Origin of the sequence: Peribacillus saganii (assembly GCF_003429095.1) — a bacterium.
Lineage (GTDB): Bacteria > Bacillota > Bacilli > Bacillales > DSM-1321 > Peribacillus > Peribacillus saganii.
In genome coordinates this window covers 32,719-53,231 of sequence record NZ_QVTE01000012.1, presented here as the reverse complement: position 1 = coordinate 53,231, position 20,513 = coordinate 32,719, and the positions used below count along the sequence as shown (strand labels likewise).

The window sequence follows — 20,513 nt, the reverse complement described above, 5'->3', positions numbered from 1 at the left end:
CTATTTTCCCCGAATTTTTTTCAAAATGTTTTCGACTTTTATGCAGCTGATGCAAGGAGGAGGTTTCCATGTTATTAAAAAAAAGGAAGCTTGGCAGAAAAATTGAAGATATTAAGGCAGGAGAGAAGCTTTCGCTAACTGAAAAAATAGAAGACAAAGATCTTTTACTGTACTTAGGTTTAACCAATGATGCCAACCCGCTTTATATTCAGCACGATTACGCCTCACAAACTCCATTCGAGAAACCGATTGTTCCAAGTGTTATGCTGATTGGAATCATTAATTCCGCAATATCAAAATACTTACCGGGACCTGGAAGCCATATTTTATCACAGGATGTTATCTACCATAAGCCAGTTTATCATTACGGCACCATCAAATTCATTTTTGAAGTTAAAGATGTTGATAGGGACCAGCAACTGGTCCAAATACATGTAATTGGTGAAAATGAAGATAACGAACTTGTTTTGGAAGCAAGATTGAAGGTATGCCCTCCCCGCTTCAGTGATGCAGCCCAAGGGTGAGCCTTGGTAATGTACAAGAACCCTCTGCATGGGGTTCTTTTTTTATGAAGAATAAAAGTAAGTTTTTTCAGTAAGAAATGATGTAAACCGTTAAATTAGCTTGGTAAATATCCTGGTTTCTTCGCCAGGTTTTTATATTCCAGGAAGACACATTCATTCATATTCAGGGGAGCAAGCCTTCACGTTGCTAACACCGATGTTTCCCTTTATTCTTTTTTTATTTATAATTGATATTGGATGAAGAGGCCCGTACAGGTCGAGGGGTATTTCGTATTCAAACTCAGGAGGGCAATCATGACAAAAAAGGTTCTTGTAGTGGATGATGAGAAATCGATTCTAACTTTGCTTCAATACAATCTGGAGCAGGCAGGTTATGCGGTTGTGACGGCTATGGACGGGGAAGAGGGAAAAGAGCTTGCTATCAGGGAAATGCCAGATATAATTGTGTTGGATTTAATGCTTCCTCTCCTTGATGGAATAGAAGTGTGCAAACAGCTTCGTCAGCAGAAAATTATCACACCGATATTAATGCTGACCGCTAAGGATGATGAGTTTGATAAAGTCCTTGGACTAGAACTGGGAGCGGATGACTATATGACAAAGCCCTTTAGCCCCCGCGAGGTAGTGGCAAGGGTTAAAGCGATACTAAGAAGATCCCAATTCCAAAAAGAGCAAAGCGATGATGAGTCTGATGAGCTGGATGAAATGATTAAGCTGGGATCTTTAAAAGTTTTCCCGGAACGCTACGAAGCTTTCTTTGAAGAAGTGGAGCTTGAGCTTACACCGAAGGAATTTGAACTATTGTTGTATTTAGCCAAAAACAAGGGCAGGGTGTTAACAAGGGATCAGCTCCTTAGTTCGGTCTGGAATTATGACTTTGCAGGAGATACCAGAATTGTCGATGTCCATATCAGTCATTTGCGGGAGAAAATCGAGAAAGATACGAAGAAGCCTATTTATATAAAGACTATAAGAGGCCTTGGCTACAAACTTGAGGAGCCTAAGGAGGAATGACCAATTCCCGCTCCAGGCTCATTTTTACTTTAATCGTACTTAATATCACTGTTTTATTGGCACTGGGCCTGATACTCGGACAATTATTCAAAAGCTATTTCTTGCACACATTTAATGAAAGGCTGGAAAAAGAGGCATTATTTATTTCAATGTATATTAAAGAAAATGGCGGATTGGATGAGTTTTTCAAGGAAGGAAAAGCTGACAATTTTACCAGGATATTAGATTCCAATCTTACGATTATCTCAAAGTATGGTTCTATTTTATTTGATTCTAATGAAAAGAAGGAAGAATACCGCGAGGAGCACCAAAAAATGATTTCCAGTATCCTGGATAAAAGGGATATGGAATCAGAGGGGTTTAAAGTATCAGATGGCGGAAATGACCTTCATTATTATTGGAAGGAAATTGAAAGCGGCGGAGAAATTGAAGGCTATGTTATCCTTAATAACCAATTAGGTGTAATAAAAGAAGCAAACCGGCAAATGTGGGGGATACTGACTGTAAGTCTTGGATCAGCCTTAATTCTCATTATCATGCTGGGGGTGAAGATTGCTTCGAGATATACACGGCCAATTGAAGCGGCAACCAAGACAGCCATTGAGCTTGCGAAGGGGAACTACAAGGCAAGGACTTATGAAGAACAATCCGATGAAACCGGAATGTTAAGCACTTCATTAAATAAATTAGCAAGAAATCTTCAGGAAATGGAGGTTGCCCGTGCAATGCAGCAGGACCGGCTGGTCACTTTGATTGAAAATATAGGGAGCAGCGTTTTGTTGATTGACAATAAAGGGTACATCACTCTTATTAACCGTTCATATAAACAAATATTTAAGGTGGATGGTTCAAATTTTCTTTACAAGCTTTATTATGAAGTAATCCAGCATAAAGAAATCATTCAGATCATAGAAGAAATTTTTGTTACGGAAAAAAGCCTGAAAAGGCAGCTCATACTTCCTGTTGGTCTTGAAAGAAAGCATTTTGAAGTATACGGGGCACCAATTATTGGAACAAATGATGAATGGAAAGGCATATTGATTGTGTTCCATGATATAAGCGAGCTTAAAAAGCTGGAACAAATGAGGAAGGATTTCGTTGCGAACGTGTCACATGAATTAAAGACCCCGATAACCTCCATTAAAGGCTTTTCGGAAACACTTCTGGACGGAGCCTTAAACGATAAAGATACCCTGGAAAATTTCCTCGGGATCATATTAAAGGAAAGCGACCGTCTCCAGATTCTGATTCAGGAATTACTGGATTTGTCGAAAATAGAGCAGCATGAATTTGCATTGAACATAGAGAAGATTGATTTAAAGGTGCTGTTGAAGGAAACGTGTGCCATCTTAGACGGAAAGGCCCAACAGAAGGAAATAGAGCTGAATTTGGAAGCACCGGGACATCCGGTGTATGTTGAGGGAGATTCTTTCAGGCTTAAGCAAACCTTCATCAATCTTATCACGAATGGATTGACCTACACACCGAACAACGGCAGGGTTGACGTCAATATTGCAGATCAACGGGAATCGGTACGGATTGAAATTAAGGATACCGGAATAGGAATTGAAAAAGAAGAACTGCCTCGAATCTTTGAACGGTTTTATCGAGTTGACCGAGCCCGGAGCCGCAATTCAGGCGGAACAGGGCTTGGCCTTGCAATCGTCAAGCATATCGTAGAGGCTCATCATGGACGAATCCATGTTGAAAGCGAGGTTGGACAAGGTTCAACATTTATTGTTGAACTTAATAAATAATGTAATTCACCTGAAGGGGATCAGTAATATTTACATTTTATTTACATCAAATTCAATTCTGCTTAACATGATGCGGATAAAATAATATATGAAAACCCCTTCATCCAAGGGCTGAAAAGGCAAGGACATGACCCCGTCCTTGCCTTTTTTTCTATATAAAAATTGTTAACCTTTCATTCCTTTTTTTCATTTTTATGAATGAGATTGAAACTTTTACCAATCCTTATTCGTAAAAAGGGTAAACAGTTCGAAGGAGGGGATGAGCGAGCATGGGTAGCCTAAGAAAGATATATATAATTACGGGTGCTTTTTTTGCCGCCTTATTATTAGGTCTTGTAGCTTTTACAACTTGGTATACAGTGGACGAATCCGACCAGGCAGTAATTCTTACATTTGGTGAAGTAGATGAGACGATAACAGAACCAGGACTTCACTTTAAAATGCCTTGGCCAGTCCAGACAATCGAGAAACTTCCGAAAGAAACATTCAGCCTTCAGTTTGGCTACGAGCAGAAGGACGGAGAAATAAAGGAATATCCGGAAGATACAAAAATGATCACGGGGGATGAGAATATTGTCCTCGCTGATCTGGTTGTACAATGGAAAATAACCGATCCGTCGAAATACCTTTTTAACTCTGATGAACCGGAGGAGATTTTATATAATACGACTTCTTCAGCTTTAAGAAGCATTATCGGAAGTTCCAAGATTGATGACGCCCTCACTTCAGGAAAAGCGGAAATTGAAGCAGATGTTCGCGAATTGCTGTCCACCTTAATTGATAAATATGATATTGGCATTTCCGTTCTCGCGGTAAAGTTGCAGGATGTAGAGCTTCCGAATAAAGAAGTCCGAAAGGCATTCACAAATGTTACAAGTGCAAGGGAAACGATGAATACGAAAATCAATGAAGCAAAGAAGTATGAAAATAAGCGGATGAATGAGGCGAAAGGTGAAAAGGATGCCCTGATATCCAATGCCAATGGGGAGAAGGCAGCAAGGACAGAGCGGGCACGCGGGGATGTGGCGGTTTTTGATAAACTCTATCAGGAATATAAAAAGAACCCTGACATTACCAAAGAGCGCTTAATCATTGAAACTATTGAACAGGTACTGCCAAGTTCACAGATTTATATTATGAATGACGAGGGCAATACGATGAAATACTTCCCAATTCGCTCGCTTGAAAAAGAACAGCCAAAACCAAAAGAGGAAGGGGCTGGCCAGTAATGAGCAATAAAGTAATAGGCATTGCTGATAAGAAAAAAGTCCCCATTGAATGGAGAGGGTACACGAAATTAGGAATAGTCATAATTATTCTATTGTCAGCCGCTCTGTTTGTCTTTAATAATATCTATATCGTAAATGAAGGAGAGTATAAGGTTGTCCGCCAATTTGGAGAAGTGGTCAGGATTGATAAATCCCCTGGCCTTAAAACGAAAATACCTTTTATTCAATCTGTTACAACTCTCCCTAAATACCAAATGAGCTATGAGGTTTCAGAAGCGGAGATCAACACAAAAGATAAAAAACGGATGCTGATCGATAACTACGCGGTATGGAGAATCGTTGACCCAAAGAAGATGATCAATAATGCCAGGACAGTGGAAAATGCTGAGGCAAGAATGGAAGAGTTCATCTATTCAGTTGTCAGGGCAGAACTGGGTCAATTAAACTATGATGAAATCATTAATGATGAAAAATCCTCCCGGGGCAGCCTGAATGACAGGGTCACAGAGCGGGTAAATGAGCTATTGCAAAAAGATTCCTATGGCATTGAAGTTACCGATGTAAGAATAAAGCGGACTGACCTGCCTTCAGAAAATGAGGAATCTGTGTTTAAGCGGATGATATCGGAACGTGAGTCTAAAGCCCAAGAATACCTATCAATGGGTGATGCCGAGAAAAACCGGATTGAAGCAGATACAGACAGAAAGGTAAAAGAGATCCTTTCAAAGGCCCAGGCAGATGCTGAAGTAATCAGGGCACAGGGTGAAGGGGAAGCTGCCCGGATCTACAATGCTTCTTTTTCAAAGGATGCCGAGTTCTACAGCCTGTTCCGAACGCTTGAGTCTTATAAGAAGACCATTGATGGGGAAACAGTCATTGTTCTTCCTTCAGACTCTCCATATGCCCGCCTGCTGATGGGATATACAAATTAAATCAGATGCCGTTATTTTTTCTTTCCCATTATTCTCATGGTAGAATGTAGGAAGGATAATTAACGGCTTTTGCTTTTATCGGGAGGGATTCATTTGACTAAAAAAATAGTATTAATTGACGGCAACAGCATTGCATACCGTGCCTTTTTTGCTTTGCCCCTTTTAAATAGCGATAAAGGAGTTCATACAAATTCCATTTATGGTTTTGCGATGATGCTTAATAAAATATTGGAAGAAGAAAAGCCTACACATATGCTAGTCGCTTTTGATGCGGGAAAAACGACTTTCCGGCATTCAACCTTTAAGGAGTATAAAGGTGGTCGGCAGAAAACACCCCCGGAGTTGTCCGAGCAGTTTCCATTTATCCGTGAGCTTTTGGATTCGTACGGCATTTGCAGATATGAACTTTCTAATTATGAAGCTGATGATATTATTGGAACGCTGTCACTCCAGGCTGAAAAGGATGGTTTTGAGGTGAAGGTCATCTCCGGGGATAAGGATTTGACACAGCTATCCACCCCCGCTGTTACGGTAGGCATTACCCGTAAAGGCATTACCGATATTGAAGAATATACACCGGAGCATATTCGGGAAAAGTATGGAATAGGTCCTGATCAAATTATTGATATGAAAGGGCTAATGGGTGATACATCCGATAATATTCCCGGAATCCCGGGCATAGGTGAAAAAACGGCACTGAAGCTTCTGCATCAATTTGGAACAATTGAAAACCTATTGAATTCCATCGATGAAGTAACGGGAAAAAAGCTAAGAGAAAAAATTGAAGAGCATAAAGATCTGGCAGTGCTGAGCAAAGAACTGGCCACGATAACCCGGGAAGCCCCAGTCGAAGTAAAGCTGGAGCAGACTGAGTTTAACGGTATGGATAACGGAAAAGTGATTTCCTTATATAAAGAACTTGGATTTCAATCCCTTCTTGAAAAAATGGATCATACCGCAGGAAATGAAGATGAACTTGTCCAGGAAGCAATCGATGTACAAATTGTCGATGAAGTGACAGAAGAGATTTTTGCCGATGAAAATTCTTTATACATTGAAATCCTTGAAGATAATTACAATCAGGCCGACATTATTGGGCTAAGCCTATCCAATGATAGAGGAAATTTTTATTTGCCTATAGATAAAGCCGTTAATTCTCCAGAATTTAAACAATGGGCCGAGGACGAAACGAAGAAAAAAGCGGTTTATGATGCTAAACGGTCCATTGTGTCGTTGAAAAGAAGAGGTATCGCGCTTGCAGGGATTGATTTTGACATTATGTTAGCCTCTTACATCTTAAATCCTGGCGAGATGGTCGAGGATGTAGCTGATATTTCAAAATGGCACAAGGGAATGCCGCTTCAAAAAGATGAAGTTTTCTACGGAAAAGGCGCTAAGCGTTCAATCCCGGGGAAAGCAGCTTTAAGCGAGCACTTAGCAAGAATTGCCCAGGCAATTCTTGCGATGAAAGAACCAATGATTGTCCAGCTTGAAGAAAATGAACAGTACAGACTATTCACCGAGCTTGAAATGCCTCTGGCAATCATTCTGGCGGAGATGGAAATACAGGGTATCAAGGTTGATGTGGACAGGCTAAAGACAATGGGTTCGGAAATCACACAAAGGCTGAAAGCGATCGAGGAGAAAATACATCACCTGGCGGGCGAAAGCTTTAATATCAATTCACCGAAGCAGCTCGGTGTTATTTTATTTGAGAAGCTTGGACTTCCAGCCGTAAAAAAGACGAAAACAGGCTATTCGACGTCAGCCGATGTTCTTGAGAAGCTGGAGGATAAGCACGAAATCGTCAGGGAAATTCTCCATTACCGGCAGCTTGGAAAGTTGCAGTCAACTTATATCGAGGGCTTACTAAAGGTTGTGGATGAAAAAAACCATAAAGTTCATACCCGGTTCAATCAGGCGTTAACCCAAACAGGAAGGCTCAGCTCAACTGATCCAAACCTTCAGAACATACCAATCCGCCTTGAAGAAGGAAGGAAGATCAGGGAAGCCTTCATACCGTCCGAAAAGGATTGGATCATTTTCGCGGCGGATTATTCTCAGATTGAGCTGCGGGTGCTTGCTCATATAGCAAAAGATGAAGGACTGATTGAAGCGTTCCAGGCCGGTATGGATATTCATACAAGAACAGCAATGGATGTATTTCATGTTACTAAGGATGAGGTTACATCCAATATGCGCCGGCATGCAAAAGCCGTTAACTTCGGTATTGTGTATGGGATTAGCGATTATGGCCTTTCACAAAGCCTTGGCATCACAAGGAAGGAAGCAGGAGAATTTATTGATCAGTATTTAAAGAGTTTCCCGGGAGTTCAGGCATATATGCAAGAAAGCATTCAGGAAGCAAAACAAAAAGGCTACAGCACGACCTTGCTTCATAGAAGACGTTATATTCCTGAGATTACAAGCCGCAACTTCAATATCAGGAGCTTTGCAGAGCGAACAGCTATGAATACGCCGATACAGGGTAGTGCTGCAGATATTATCAAGCAGGCAATGATTAACGTGAGCGAACGCTTGAAAGAAGAGAATCTGCAGGCAAAGCTTCTGCTTCAGGTACATGATGAATTGATCTTTGAGGCTCCACAGGAAGAACTAGAAGTTCTAAAGAAGATTGTCCCTGAAGAAATGGAACGTGCTGTGGAATTAAATGTACCGCTTAAAGTCGATTATGCACATGGACCAACTTGGTTTGATGCAAAATAAATACTTTATTTTTAACTAGGGAATTTATCAATTCATTATTCAAAAATAATAATTTATTAGAAGGTTTCCGGGTTAAACTGAAGGGGGACATCTATAATGCCGGAGCTGCCAGAGGTTGAAACAATCAGGCGGACACTTGAACAGCTTGTAGTAGGTAAAACGATCAAGGAAGTAGCCGTATTTTGGCCTAAAATAATAAAAATGCCAGAGCAGGCTGAACAGTTTCAGGATGCTCTTAAAGGACAGACTATCCATGCTATTGGCCGGAGAGGCAAGTTTTTAATTTTTCATCTGGATGCCTATGCAATGGTGTCCCATTTACGGATGGAAGGCAAGTATGGTCTACACAAAAAGGATGAAGAGTATGATAAGCACACCCATGTGATCTTTTCATTTACGGATGGGACAGAACTTAGATATCGTGATGTCAGGAAATTTGGCACAATGCACTTGTTTTCCAAAGGTGATGAATTGATGAATCTTCCGCTCCAGCATCTTGGGCCCGAACCGCTTTCTGATGAATTTACTGTCCAGCATTTGATGGACAGGCTAGCGAGAACAAACCGAAAAATAAAGCCTGTTCTGCTAGATCAGTCGGTGGTAGTGGGAATAGGTAATATCTATGTAGATGAAGCGTTATTTCGCGCAGGAATTCACCCTGAGCGGATTGCGTCTACTTTAACAGAGGCCGAAATCACAAGGCTGCATCAGGAAATAATTGCAACCTTATCGGAAGCGGTTGAGAAAGGCGGAAGCACGATTCGGTCATATGTCAATTCTCAGGGTCAGATTGGCATGTTTCAGCTGGAACTGCTTGTGTATGGCAGAAAAGGGGAGACCTGCAATAAGTGTGGAACCCCTCTCGAAAAGCTGGTTGTCGGAGGCAGAGGGACACATATCTGCCCTGCATGCCAGCCGTTGAATGGATAAGAATGGGTGGTCCAGTATTATGCAGGACTGCTCCCTCCTTTGCATAGAGGGCCGGGTCTTGCTTTATCCTCCCGCTGTTCAAGGATGTTATTAATAAATAATAAACGAGGATATTAGAAGATGGGTATTGTATATGGAATTACTGGTGGAATTGCAAGCGGAAAGAGCACGGTAAGCAAATTTATCAGCGATGAGCTAGGCTTTAGTGTGATTGATGCAGATATTGCATCCAGAAAAGCAGTAGAGCCGGGGATGAAAGCGAACCAAAAAATAGCTGAAACTTTCGGTAAACAGATTCTCCTTCATGATGGTTCTATTGACCGGGAACAGCTTGGGGCGCTGATTTTTCATGACAAAGAAAAAAGGCTAATCCTAAACAGCATCGTCCACCCCGCAGTGAGAGAGTATATGTTGCAGCAGCAGGAAGAGGCATTTTCAAGGGGAGAACGAGTGGTGTTTTTAGATATTCCATTGTTGTTTGAAAGTAAACTGACCCATTTAGTGGCTAAAACTATGCTTATCTATACTGATGAAAACGTTCAGCTGCTGCGGCTGATGGAGAGAAATAATCTGACCGAATCAGAAGCGAGGGCAAGGATTAATTCCCAGATGCCGCTTGCCGAGAAAAAACAGTTTGCTGATGAGATTGTTAATAATAATGGAACAATTACTGAAACTAAGCAGCAGGTAATAAATATATTAAAAAAGTGGCGGGTTATCAGCCAATAGAAGCACCGGAAACCCGGTGCTTTTTTGTGGTGAAATTTCTAAGTTTCTCACTTGCAACACGGTAAAACAGCATGGAATCCTGCACCAGACCTTTTCATTTTTGGACGATAACGTACCCTTTTATAGTAGACTATAAATATAAATTGTCAGAAAAATTAAATATTTAATTTTCCGCATTTTTATCATCACAATTAAGTTTTAATATGTTATACTAATTACGAGAATACAAACATAAAGTATAACATTAATTCAAAAGGAGCCGAAAAATGAAAGCACGTATAGCAATTAACGGGTTTGGTAGAATCGGTAGAATGGTGTTCCGGAAAGCAATTTTAGAAAACGATTTGGAGATTGTTGCCATTAATGCAAGCTATCCTGCTGAAACTTTAGCTCACTTAGTTAAATATGATACAATCCATGGGAAATTTGACGGAATTGTTTTACCTGAAGAGGGAGCGCTCATTGTAAATGGCCAACGTGTAATGCTGGTAAACGAACGCGATCCTAAACAGCTTCCATGGGCAGAAATGGATATTGACATCGTTATCGAAGCAACAGGCAAGTTCAATTCCCGTGATAAAGCAGCCCTCCATTTGGATGCAGGAGCGAAGAAGGTTATATTAACAGCTCCAGGCAAAAATGAAGACGTTACCATCGTTATGGGTGTCAATGAAGATGCTCTTGATATCGAAAAGCATACCATCATTTCCAATGCTTCCTGTACGACAAATTGCCTTGCTCCAGTCGTAAAGGTGCTTGATGAACAATTTGGAATTGAAAATGGATTAATGACAACTATCCATTCTTATACAAATGACCAGAAAAACCTGGATAATCCGCATAAGGATCTAAGACGTGCCCGCGCTTGCGCCCAAAGCATCATTCCTACGACTACAGGTGCTGCAAAGGCATTATCGCTTGTATTGCCGCAATTAAAAGGAAAGCTCCATGGAATGGCATTAAGGGTTCCAACTCCAAATGTTTCACTTGTCGACCTTGTAGTAGATCTTAAAACGGATGTTACAGTGGAAGATGTCAATGAAGCGTTTGTTGCTGCAGCAGCGGAATCGCTAAACGGTATTTTGGAATTTACAACTGAACCACTTGTTTCAGTAGATTTTAATACAAATCCGCATTCCGCGATTATTGATGGATTATCGACTATGGTGATCGGAGAAAACAAAGTAAAAGTGCTTGCTTGGTATGACAATGAATGGGGCTATTCCAACAGGGTTGTGGATCTAGTATCATTGGTGGCCAGCGAAATGAAGAAACCTCTTAGTGTAAAAGTTGGATAAAAAAGCGAAATCGATATAGCGTTCTTTCTCAAAGCCATTCAATAAAGAACAGAAAGCCCGCCTATGGCCAGGCTTTCTAAAAAGTGGGCCCTGTTCGTAAAAACGGCAGGGTTTTTAGTGCGCTTTAAAATCTGGGTAAAATTGGCTTGCTTCAGCTCTTTTCTTAAGAAGAAAAAAATCATCTAAATTTTTTAAAAAAGATATGTTGCAAAAAAAATACATACAAAGTATACTATGATTCGTGAACTTCTTGATTAAGAGATTCATATATCTACTTAAAGGGTTAGGACCTCTTCGGACTAACTTTCCCCCGTGGTAGTTATTGCGTCAAATGTTTTAAAGGATTTTGAAAAACTTTATCATGTTAAAGGGGGAAACTTGAACATGGAAACAATGGGTAGACACGTAATATCAGAACTTTGGGGTTGCGATTTTGAAAAGCTGAATGACATCACTTTAATTGAACAAATCTTCGTAGACGCAGCATTGAAATCTGGTGCGGAAGTACGCGAGGTTGCGTTCCACAAATTTGCTCCACAGGGAGTAAGCGGTGTGGTAATCATTTCTGAATCTCATCTAACGATTCACAGCTTTCCTGAACATGGATATGCTAGCATTGATGTGTACACTTGTGGTGACTTGAACCCTAATATTGCTGCTGACTACATTGCTGAAGCCCTGAATGCTCAGACACGCGAGAATATTGAACTTCCGCGCGGAATGGGTCCTGTACAGGTCAAGCAGTCACAAGCTAAAGCACTATAATAACCGAACAGACCAAAGAGGTGTATGCATACGCCTCTTTTTTATATTTAAAGGCCAGTTTCGTTTGCTTCATGATATAGAGTTAATAAGTTATAATAAAAGCAGAAATGATTAACGGGTGAGGACTTTGCTGGTTGAAACCAAAGCTTATCCTCACACATATCTGGCAGCAACTTTCATCATTGTTAGGCCATTCGAGACGGCGATCGATTTTAATGCTTCTACCGAAAGATAGTCTTTAATAGGTATATATCGCGCTATATGGATGTACATAGTACAAGCCTATGAAGCGCTGAACAAAAAGCTTACTTTTACTGGGACGGGGAAGAATTCCAGATGTGTTTAATATTGCCTGATAATAATGGTTTTTTCAGAACGACTTCTGTTCCTTTCGGGATTAAGCCCATTTCAGTTTTCTCTTGTACTGGAATGTTCTTTTTTATAAGATTGTAGTATCATAAAGTCCTCGCACGAGAGGAAATAACCAAATCGGAGCTGATTGTATGAAGTGCCCGTCCTGTCAGTATAATGGTACGCGGGTTCTGGATTCCCGTCCTGTCGATGAAAGCCGGGCGATTAGGCGGCGCAGAGAATGCGAGATATGCCAATACCGGTTCACAACATTTGAAAAGGTGGAGGAAATCCCGCTGATTGTCGTGAAAAAAGAAGGCACACGGGAAGAATTCAGCCGTGATAAAATTCTTCGCGGGTTGATCAAGGCTTGCGAAAAACGTCCTGTCCCGCTAAAAGAGCTGGAGGAAATCACTTCCTTTGTAGAAAAGGAGCTTCGCAACCAAGGTGTTTCTGAGGTGAAAAGTGAAAGCATCGGTGAAATGGTGATGGACAAGCTGGCTGGGATTGACGAAGTGGCTTACGTCCGTTTCGCATCCGTTTACAGGCAATTTAAGGACATCAACGTCTTTATCGAGGAACTTAAAGATTTAATCAATAAGGAACGGTAAATGGGCTAAAAGTTTATGTTTTAGCTCTTTTTTTTACCTAAAATGAATGTTAAATTTTATACTGAAAAGTTTTTTCAACGGCGCTTCCGCTTTACTTACTAGTTAATAAAGTTAAACTTTTTTAATAAGTACAGATGTCTAGCTCCAGCGCCCAGCCCCGACGCACAGGACGTGCTAGTGCCGACGTCGCCACAGGACGTGGCGGTTTAAGTCGGCCTCGAGGTCATAAGCCAATCGCTTCGGAAGGCAAAAAGCTCCTTCTGTTAGCGCTTGTCTTATGCTGTATTGTGACCAATAGCCGTCACAACTCTGTCAGGGCTGACCAGGGCGCTTCCGCTTTTAGAAAGGTATGAATGAAATGACAAAGCACTGGCAAGAGCTGCTGCCTGTTGACCGGTATACCGTTTCGGCTGCCGGGATGATACATGATTATGACCGGAAGATTTTAACGATGCTTTACCAGCCGCTGATCGGACCGGTGTGCATTAGTTTATATATTACATTATGGAGCGAACTGGAAGAAAACCGATTGTGGTCAAATTCCTCTCTCCATTATGGCTTGATGAATACAATGGCGATAAATCTGAGGGAGATCTATGATGCCCGGATAAAACTGGAGGGCCTCGGGCTGCTGAAGGTATTTAAAAAAAAGGACAATGATGAGACTGAATTCATTTATGAGCTTCATCCCCCTTTAAGCCCCGAACAATTCTTTACGGATGGGATGCTGAATGTGTACCTGTTTAAAAAAGTCGGCAAGGTGCACTTTGGACGTCTGAAAAAATTCTTTTGTGACGAAACCATCTCTATTGATGAGTACAGTGAAGTTACAAAGCCTTTCCCTGAAGTATTTTCATCTGAGCACTTGGAATCCTTATATACTACTGATGAGGCGCAGAGCCACTTCGCTGCCGATACGGGACAGAAATTTATTGGGAAAACCGGGGACGCTGAGCTAACAGGCTTTGAACCGTTCTTTGATTTTAAATTATTGTTTTCGGGCCTTAACAATTCTCTCGTTCCGCAAAAGGCATTTACCGCTAAGGCAAAGGACACGATTGCTAAGCTGGCATTTTTATATGGCATTGACGCCTTGCAGATGCAAAACCTGATTCTTCGGGCAGTTGACGGGGAAAATGAAATCGATCTGGAGGAACTTCGAAAGGCTGCAAGGGATTGGTATCAAATTGAGCATTATGAAAATCTTCCTTCTCTTTCTGATCGGGTTCAGCCGGCTATTTATCTTACCCAGACAGCTGAGCCAAAGACTAAGGAAGAGCAGCTGATCCGCCACTTGGAGACAGTGTCGCCAAGACAAAGGCTGATACAGGTATCAGGTGGAGCCGAACCTTCGAAAAATGACCTGCAGATCATTGAAGATATTATGATGAACCAGAACCTTCCCCCCGGAGTCATCAACGTCCTGATCGAATACGTTATGCTCAAATCGGATATGAAGCTTTCAAAAGGATATGTCGAAAAGATTGCCGGCCACTGGGCAAGGAAAAAAATTGTTACGGTCAAGCAAGCAATGGAGCTTGCCAAAAAAGAGCACCGTCAATACCAGGAATGGCAAGATGGTAAAGGATCAAATAAGCAATCTGGCAAAAAGCCAATTCGGACGGAACAGGTTCCAGAATGGCTGAAGAACGAGCATAATCCAGTGCCCGAACAAAAGGGGCAAAAGGACAGCCGTGAGCTGGAGGAGCAGAAAAAACAGATGCTCGAGAGGCTTAAAAAGCTGAATAACAAGGGGTGAAAAACACCGTGGAACGAATCGATAGAGCATTAAGCAAATTAACAAATAATACAGAGTTTCAAAATCGATATGAAAACTTAAAGCATGAAGTCCTGAATGAAAAAGAAATCCGCCATTTCCTTAATGAAAATAGCACAAGGATTACTGGGGAAATGGTTGAAAAGGGATTGTCAAAGCTGTATGAGTTTTCTTCCCAAAGCAAAAATTGCGATAAATGTCCCAACCTTCAAGGATGCATCAACTTCTTGGAAGGTTACCATCCAAAGCTTATTTTGCAGGGGAATGCCATTGCTCTAAATTATGAACCATGCCCGCAAAAAATTATGGATGATGAAAAAAGGCGGCATCAAAAACTGATACAAAGCTTATACGTACCAAAGGATATTTTATCGGCCACACTTGAAGACTTCATAATGACAGGCAGTGAAGGCAGCAGGATGGAGGCAGTAAACAAGGCGACAACCTTTGTAGAACAATTTGTTCCCGGGGCCAAGCAAAAAGGGCTGTATTTATATGGAAGTTTCGGAGTCGGTAAAACGTATTTGCTAGGCGCGATCGCAAACGAACTCGCCAAGAAACAAATTTCATCCTTAATTGTCTATGTTCCTGACTTTCTGCGTGAGATCAAGGCTTCAATAAGTGATAACACCCTTAATGAAAAAATCGAGATCACAAAGAAAGCTCATGTTCTCATGCTGGATGATATAGGGGCTGAAGCAATGAGCAGCTGGGCCAGGGATGAAGTACTAGGCCCGATCCTGCAATTCCGGATGCTCGAAAACCTGCCGACCTTCTTCACCTCTAATTTTAATTTTGATGGACTCCAGACCCACCTCACCGTTTCACAGCGGGGTGAGCGGGAAGAAGTGAAAGCTGCAAGGATTATGGAACGGATCAAGTATCTCGCCGAACCGCTGCAGCTGGGCGGAGAAAATCGCAGGCTGTAGAAACAAATCTCAAAAAGTTCATTAGATCGAAGAGGATTGTTCTTTAGCGAAATTAAATGTAGAAGGACATAATGAAGAGGAATTGAGGACTATTTGTCCAAAAATGAGTATTGCTTATCCGGAACAAAAACAATTTGTTCGATAGAAGAAATATGTTATGCCAGTTGCCCATTTTGCAGCTGGCTTTCTGTTTTTCCGGTCCAATCCTCTCTAACTTGCTTCTAAAAAGCAAGCTTATCCCATATACATATAAGCAGGATAAGGGTTAGGGGGTATTGGTTGGTGCATATTCATTTTCAAACTGAAACTGAAGCGTTAAAGCTGCTCGAATACGTATCTGTCCACCCTTTGGGGACAGAACTGAATCCATATATACAATTTCAGCCAGAACGGGGACTGCTGCTTCACATTAAACAAAAGTATATGAAAAAAATGCTCGCATTATTAAGTGATGTGTTTTACACATTCCTGCTTGAGGATAAGCTCTTAAGTGTACTTGAATCGATTGTCAGGCAACGGTTTTACTTCCGGGAACAGGAGGAGATAGATAGCATTGTTGAAATAGCCTGTTCGATTATTGAAGGAGAGCAGCATGAAAAAAAGGTAACTGCATTTAATAAGGAGCGAGAGATCATCCAGGAAGGTCTGAAAACGTTTCTTACCGACAAGGTTTCGTTTTCCTTTGATTCATTTGCAACGTTCCGGCTAAAGTCATTTTATGATTCACTTCTCGAGTATGTGGAATTAGCGATAGACGAGTATAAGCTAGAGCAGGATTATCAAAGCTTTATTGCTGCACTCCGCGATTTCCTTCGTGAACGAAAACCGAAAATGGATAATGTCCATTTGCTTCACAATGACGGCTTTCACTTTTACGATGGGGAGCTTAGAAAGCTGGGAAAGCAGGAAATTTATAAGTTGATTGATAGGAAGCTGCTTGCTGATAATCCTATATATGTCGACTCTACAGCGTTGGCCCCATTGCTTTCAATAGCACCCCGGAACCTTCATTTGTACACCGATGAAGCGGAGGATGGGCTGATCCAAACCATCACCCGAATATTTGAAGAAAGAACAATTATTCGCCCGACTGCGGCTTTCAAGCGCAGCTGATCCGGTCCAAAGCCGCAGGGCTGCTCGTAAAAAGCTTTCTGTAGCCTGAATAACTTTTTTCAACAAATAGCTCTTGATTTTCATTACATAACAAATTATAATTTCCTACATACTATACAACATATCATTTTTAAAAGTTATGATGAGGATATGGGTATTCTATGCACGGTTTTCAGAGAGGGAAGGCTAGGCTGCAAACTTCCTAACACGGGTAGAGTACTTACCGCCTTTAAACTTCGGCCAGGAAAGTTTTTCGAGTATTGGCCGGCGGGAGCTTCCGTTATAAGCGTCGAGTGTCATCTGCGTTAGCAGGTGAAACGAGGGTGGAACCGCGGGTTGCAATCATTTTGATTACTAAGCTCGTCCCTGTTTTTTTAACAGGGGCGGGCTTTTTTGCATTTTTAAGAAGCCTGGCCCCTGCAAAAATCACATTCTAAAATAAACTAAAAGGAGTGGCACTGTATGTCTGAAATGATTAAGCTTTCTTTTCCAGATGGAGCGGTTAAGGAGTTTGCCAGGGGTACGTCAACTGAAGAGGTTGCGGCCTCCATCAGCCCAGGGCTGAAGAAGAAGTCAATTGCAGGCAAGTTTAACGGTCAGCAATATGATTTAAAACGTCCAATAGATGAGGACGGTTCCATTGAAATTATCACTCAGGACAGCGGCGAAGCATTAGAAATCCTCCGCCACAGTTCAGCACACTTAATGGCTCAGGCTATCAAGCGTTTGTACAAGAACGCAAAATTTGGTGTAGGACCGGTTATCGAAGGTGGATTCTATTATGATGTTGATCTTGAGGAATCATTGACTCCGGAAGACCTGCCAAAGATCGAAAAAGAAATGAAGAAAATCATCAACGAAAATCTTGAGGTTGTCCGAGTAGAAGTAAGCCGTGATGAAGCGGTAAACCGGTTCAAGGAAATTGGCGATGAGTACAAACTTGAGCTGATTGAGGCCATTCCCGCAGAACAACAGGTAACAATCTATGAGCAGGGCGAATTTTTTGACCTTTGCCGCGGTGTCCATGTCCCTTCAACAGGCAAAATCAAAGAGTTTAAATTGATGAGCATTGCGGGTGCTTATTGGAGAGGCGACAGCAAAAATAAAATGCTTCAGCGCATTTATGGAACTGCTTTCTTTAAGAAAGAAGATCTTGAAGAACATCTGCGTTTGCTTGAGGAAGCGAAGGAACGCGACCACCGTAAAATCGGAAAAGAACTAAGCTTGTTTACAAGCTCGCAATTGGTTGGCCAGGGATTGCCACTATGGCTTCCGAAAGGTGCTACAATTCGACGCGTTATTGAACGGTATATTGTCGATAAAGAAGAGCGCCTTGGCTATAACCATGTTTATACACCAGTTATGGGAAGCGTAGATTTATACAAAACGTCCGGACACTGGGAGCACTATCAGGAAGATATGTTCCCTGTAATGGACATGGATAATGAACAGCTTGTTCTGCGTCCTATGAACTGCCCGCATCATATGATGATCTATAAAAACAGCATTCACAGCTATCGAGAGCTGCCGATTCGGATTGCGGAGCTTGGCACTATGCATCGATATGAAATGTCAGGTGCACTTTCCGGGCTTCAGCGCGTACGCGGGATGACGCTGAACGATGCACATATCTTTGTCCGTCCAGACCAGATCAAGGATGAATTCAAACGCGTTGTGAACCTAGTCCTTGCTGTTTATAAAGATTTTAACATCAATGATTATACATTCCGTCTTTCTTACCGGGATCCTCAGGACACAGAGAAGTACTTCAATGATGACGCAATGTGGGAAAAGGCACAGGGCATGCTGAAAGAAGCAATGGACGATCTCGGCCTTGATTATTTCGAGGCAGAAGGCGAAGCAGCGTTCTATGGTCCTAAGCTTGATGTCCAGGTCCGAACTGCATTAGGAAAAGACGAAACCCTTTCCACAGTTCAGCTCGATTTCTTACTGCCTGAACGCTTCGACTTAAACTATGTTGGTGAAGATGGAAAGCAACATCGCCCGGTCGTTATCCACCGTGGCGTTGTATCAACAATGGAACGCTTTGTTGCCTTCCTTATTGAGGAATATAAAGGGGCATTCCCAACATGGCTTGCACCAGTCCAGGTACAAGTGATTCCAGTCTCTCCTGAAGCCCATCTTGACTATGCGAAGGAAGTTCAGGAAAAACTTCAGGCGGAAGGCTTCCGTGTTGATCTTGACGGCCGCGATGAGAAAATTGGCTATAAAATCAGGGAAGCACAAATGCAAAAAATCCCTTACATGCTCGTTGTCGGCGATAACGAAAGCAGCGAGGGAAGTGTTAATGTCCGCAAATACGGCGAACAGAAATCCGAAACTGTTGCATTTGAAGACTTTATCAATTCGGTAAAAGCAGAAGTAAGACAGTAATATCTTTGGGAGGCACCCGTAAAGCGGGTGCCTCCTTTTGAAAATGGCTAATTTTAGAATAAAGCTATACTTTGGTCGAATTTTTAATTAAAAAAATACCTAAGACAAAAATCCAATAATATTATTGAACCGGGTCTTGCTAATGTGGTGGGTGGAATAATGCATATCAGAAAAGCAGTTCCCGATGATGTGCACGAAAAAGGACTCACTTTTTATAGATGGAACGTATGCTGACGAATATTATATTGCAAGCTTCCTGGTTTAGCTGCAGAGTATCATGGCACTCAAATATTCAGATGTTTTTAGGCTTGCTTTGTCCTTTGTGAAACATTCATTCAAAAAAAATAACAAAACGTATTGCAAAAAGCAGCTTCATTTGATAAGATAATCTCTGTTGTGAAAAACAAGTGAGTTGACAGATCATCTGTGTTTATGATATATTTTCTAAGGTGAATTGAATACGTGTTTGAGGAAAAGAAGAGGCACCCGCTTCTCACCTGATTGACGCATCTTTGCAGTTAACAGGTTCATGATTTGATAATTTGGATTTATCCTTTTTAATCTATCAGTGTGGGTGTTCTCTGGCACCCACACTTTTTTATTGCTTGTTAACAAGTACAAATCATGATAACTAAACTTGTATTCACTAAATATCCTTGGAGGTGGCTAACTATTAGTAAACAAGACATGATGGTAAACGAGGGCATCCGCGCCCGCGAACTTCGTCTAATTGACCAAAACGGCGAACAGCTGGGAATTAAAACGAAATTCGAAGCACTGGAAATAGCCGCTCGTGCAAATCTTGATCTAGTTGTAGTTGCTGCGAATGCAAAGCCTCCGGTAGCCCGTATCATGGACTACGGAAAATTCCGCTTCGAGCAGCAAAAGAAAGACAAAGAAGCACGCAAAAATCAAAAGATCATTACTTTGAAAGAGGTTCGTCTGAGCCCGACTATTGACGAACATGATTTCAATACTAAGCTTCGCAATGCAATTAAATTCCTTGAAAAAGGCGATAAAGTGAAAGCTTCTATCCGTTTTAAAGGACGTGCAATCACGCACAAAGAAATTGGCCAACGCGTATTGGACCGGTTCTCTGCAGCGTGTAAAGAAGTAGCAACAATTGAAACACATCCAAAAATGGATGGACGCAGCATGTTCTTAATTTTAGCACCGAAAAACGAAAAGTAATTGTAATGAGGAGGAATACCTTATGCCTAAAATGAAAACTCACCGCGGATCCGCAAAGCGTTTCAAGAAAACTGGATCTGGCAAGCTTAAGCGTTCACACGCTTACACAAGCCACTTATTCGCTAACAAGTCTACAAAAGCTAAGCGTAAGCTTCGCAAAGCAAGCCTTGTAAGCAAAGGTGACTTCAAACGCATTCGTCACATGTTAGACAATATCAAGTAATAATCGGCTATCGATTTAA

General features: G+C 41.6%; 17 protein-coding genes and 2 other annotated features. All 17 genes read left to right on the top strand.

The features are described 5' to 3' along the window. The first annotated feature begins 68 nt into the window (after nucleotides 1-68). Nucleotides 69-524 carry a MaoC family dehydratase gene (locus D0469_RS05280; RefSeq protein ID WP_117325597.1) on the top strand — a complete coding sequence of 152 codons (456 nt, stop codon included), beginning with the start codon at nucleotides 69-71 and terminating at the stop codon, nucleotides 522-524. Nucleotides 525-818: 294 nt separating this feature from the next. After that, nucleotides 819-1,538, top strand: a complete 720-nt coding sequence (locus D0469_RS05275) for a response regulator transcription factor (RefSeq protein WP_117325596.1) — start codon at nucleotides 819-821, stop codon at nucleotides 1,536-1,538. Further along, the gene (gene pnpS / locus D0469_RS05270) at nucleotides 1,535-3,295 is read left to right on the top strand and encodes a two-component system histidine kinase PnpS (RefSeq protein WP_117325595.1); all 1,761 of its coding nucleotides are present in this window, start codon (nucleotides 1,535-1,537) and stop codon (nucleotides 3,293-3,295) included. Before D0469_RS05275 ends, pnpS begins: the two co-directional genes overlap by 4 nt. Nucleotides 3,296-3,564: 269 nt before the next feature. Further along, the gene (gene hflK, locus D0469_RS05265; protein ID WP_117325594.1) at nucleotides 3,565-4,524 is read left to right on the top strand and encodes an FtsH protease activity modulator HflK; all 960 of its coding nucleotides are present in this window, start codon (nucleotides 3,565-3,567) and stop codon (nucleotides 4,522-4,524) included. After that, nucleotides 4,524-5,456 (top strand): protease modulator HflC, encoded by a 933-nt coding sequence (hflC, locus tag D0469_RS05260; protein ID WP_117325593.1) that lies wholly within the window; start codon nucleotides 4,524-4,526, stop codon nucleotides 5,454-5,456. The genes hflK and hflC overlap by 1 nt, the downstream gene beginning before the upstream one ends. A gap of 93 nt (nucleotides 5,457-5,549) precedes the next feature. Beyond that, nucleotides 5,550-8,183, top strand: a complete 2,634-nt coding sequence (gene polA / locus D0469_RS05255) for a DNA polymerase I (protein ID WP_117325592.1) — start codon at nucleotides 5,550-5,552, stop codon at nucleotides 8,181-8,183. 96 nt (nucleotides 8,184-8,279) lie between these two features. After that, nucleotides 8,280-9,113 (top strand): DNA-formamidopyrimidine glycosylase, encoded by an 834-nt coding sequence (gene mutM / locus D0469_RS05250; protein ID WP_117325591.1) that lies wholly within the window; start codon nucleotides 8,280-8,282, stop codon nucleotides 9,111-9,113. Between the two features lie 120 nt (nucleotides 9,114-9,233). Then, nucleotides 9,234-9,842: a dephospho-CoA kinase gene (gene coaE, locus D0469_RS05245; protein ID WP_117325590.1), complete on the top strand. Its 609-nt coding sequence runs from the start codon at nucleotides 9,234-9,236 to the stop codon at nucleotides 9,840-9,842. A 266-nt stretch (nucleotides 9,843-10,108) separates the two neighbouring features. Beyond that, nucleotides 10,109-11,140: a glyceraldehyde-3-phosphate dehydrogenase gene (locus D0469_RS05240; protein ID WP_117325589.1), complete on the top strand. Its 1,032-nt coding sequence runs from the start codon at nucleotides 10,109-10,111 to the stop codon at nucleotides 11,138-11,140. Nucleotides 11,141-11,524: 384 nt separating this feature from the next. Beyond that, nucleotides 11,525-11,905: an adenosylmethionine decarboxylase gene (speD, locus tag D0469_RS05235; RefSeq protein ID WP_117325588.1), complete on the top strand. Its 381-nt coding sequence runs from the start codon at nucleotides 11,525-11,527 to the stop codon at nucleotides 11,903-11,905. A 503-nt stretch (nucleotides 11,906-12,408) separates the two neighbouring features. After that, complete coding sequence (nrdR, locus tag D0469_RS05230) at nucleotides 12,409-12,867, top strand: transcriptional regulator NrdR (protein WP_117325587.1); 459 nt, start codon at nucleotides 12,409-12,411, stop codon at nucleotides 12,865-12,867. A 358-nt stretch (nucleotides 12,868-13,225) separates the two neighbouring features. Next, on the top strand, nucleotides 13,226-14,626 hold the full coding sequence (locus tag D0469_RS05225) for a replication initiation and membrane attachment family protein (protein WP_117325586.1): 1,401 nt from the start codon (nucleotides 13,226-13,228) through the stop codon (nucleotides 14,624-14,626). A gap of 8 nt (nucleotides 14,627-14,634) precedes the next feature. Then, on the top strand, nucleotides 14,635-15,573 hold the full coding sequence (dnaI, locus tag D0469_RS05220; RefSeq protein WP_117325585.1) for a primosomal protein DnaI: 939 nt from the start codon (nucleotides 14,635-14,637) through the stop codon (nucleotides 15,571-15,573). A 282-nt stretch (nucleotides 15,574-15,855) separates the two neighbouring features. Further along, nucleotides 15,856-16,686, top strand: coding sequence for a putative sporulation protein YtxC (gene ytxC, locus D0469_RS05215; RefSeq protein WP_142919160.1), 831 nt, complete (start codon nucleotides 15,856-15,858; stop codon nucleotides 16,684-16,686). 130 nt (nucleotides 16,687-16,816) lie between these two features. Continuing rightward, nucleotides 16,817-17,057 (top strand) — a binding site (T-box leader). A 91-nt stretch (nucleotides 17,058-17,148) separates the two neighbouring features. Beyond that, nucleotides 17,149-19,080 (top strand): threonine--tRNA ligase, encoded by a 1,932-nt coding sequence (thrS, locus tag D0469_RS05210; protein ID WP_117325583.1) that lies wholly within the window; start codon nucleotides 17,149-17,151, stop codon nucleotides 19,078-19,080. A gap of 468 nt (nucleotides 19,081-19,548) precedes the next feature. Beyond that, nucleotides 19,549-19,686: a sequence feature (ribosomal protein L20 leader region), on the top strand. 84 nt (nucleotides 19,687-19,770) lie between these two features. After that, entirely contained in the window at nucleotides 19,771-20,271 is a 501-nt protein-coding gene (gene infC / locus D0469_RS05205; RefSeq protein WP_233522948.1) for a translation initiation factor IF-3, read from the top strand. 22 nt (nucleotides 20,272-20,293) lie between these two features. Continuing rightward, on the top strand, nucleotides 20,294-20,494 hold the full coding sequence (gene rpmI / locus D0469_RS05200) for a 50S ribosomal protein L35 (protein ID WP_028392188.1): 201 nt from the start codon (nucleotides 20,294-20,296) through the stop codon (nucleotides 20,492-20,494). The last annotated feature ends 19 nt before the right edge of the window (nucleotides 20,495-20,513 follow it).

What these genes read in the sequence shown, in the direction of transcription:
- D0469_RS05280 (WP_117325597.1), top strand. Translation starts at nt 69, where the DNA reads ATGTTATTAAAAAAAAGGAAGCTTGGCAGAAAAATTGAAGATATTAAG.
- D0469_RS05275 (WP_117325596.1), top strand. Translation starts at nt 819, where the DNA reads ATGACAAAAAAGGTTCTTGTAGTGGATGATGAGAAATCGATTCTAACT.
- pnpS (WP_117325595.1), top strand. Translation starts at nt 1,535, where the DNA reads ATGACCAATTCCCGCTCCAGGCTCATTTTTACTTTAATCGTACTTAAT.
- hflK (WP_117325594.1), top strand. Translation starts at nt 3,565, where the DNA reads ATGGGTAGCCTAAGAAAGATATATATAATTACGGGTGCTTTTTTTGCC.
- hflC (WP_117325593.1), top strand. Translation starts at nt 4,524, where the DNA reads ATGAGCAATAAAGTAATAGGCATTGCTGATAAGAAAAAAGTCCCCATT.
- mutM (WP_117325591.1), top strand. Translation starts at nt 8,280, where the DNA reads ATGCCGGAGCTGCCAGAGGTTGAAACAATCAGGCGGACACTTGAACAG.
- coaE (WP_117325590.1), top strand. Translation starts at nt 9,234, where the DNA reads ATGGGTATTGTATATGGAATTACTGGTGGAATTGCAAGCGGAAAGAGC.
- D0469_RS05240 (WP_117325589.1), top strand. Translation starts at nt 10,109, where the DNA reads ATGAAAGCACGTATAGCAATTAACGGGTTTGGTAGAATCGGTAGAATG.
- speD (WP_117325588.1), top strand. Translation starts at nt 11,525, where the DNA reads ATGGAAACAATGGGTAGACACGTAATATCAGAACTTTGGGGTTGCGAT.
- nrdR (WP_117325587.1), top strand. Translation starts at nt 12,409, where the DNA reads ATGAAGTGCCCGTCCTGTCAGTATAATGGTACGCGGGTTCTGGATTCC.
- D0469_RS05225 (WP_117325586.1), top strand. Translation starts at nt 13,226, where the DNA reads ATGACAAAGCACTGGCAAGAGCTGCTGCCTGTTGACCGGTATACCGTT.
- thrS (WP_117325583.1), top strand. Translation starts at nt 17,149, where the DNA reads ATGTCTGAAATGATTAAGCTTTCTTTTCCAGATGGAGCGGTTAAGGAG.
- infC (WP_233522948.1), top strand. Translation starts at nt 19,771, where the DNA reads ATGGTAAACGAGGGCATCCGCGCCCGCGAACTTCGTCTAATTGACCAA.
- rpmI (WP_028392188.1), top strand. Translation starts at nt 20,294, where the DNA reads ATGCCTAAAATGAAAACTCACCGCGGATCCGCAAAGCGTTTCAAGAAA.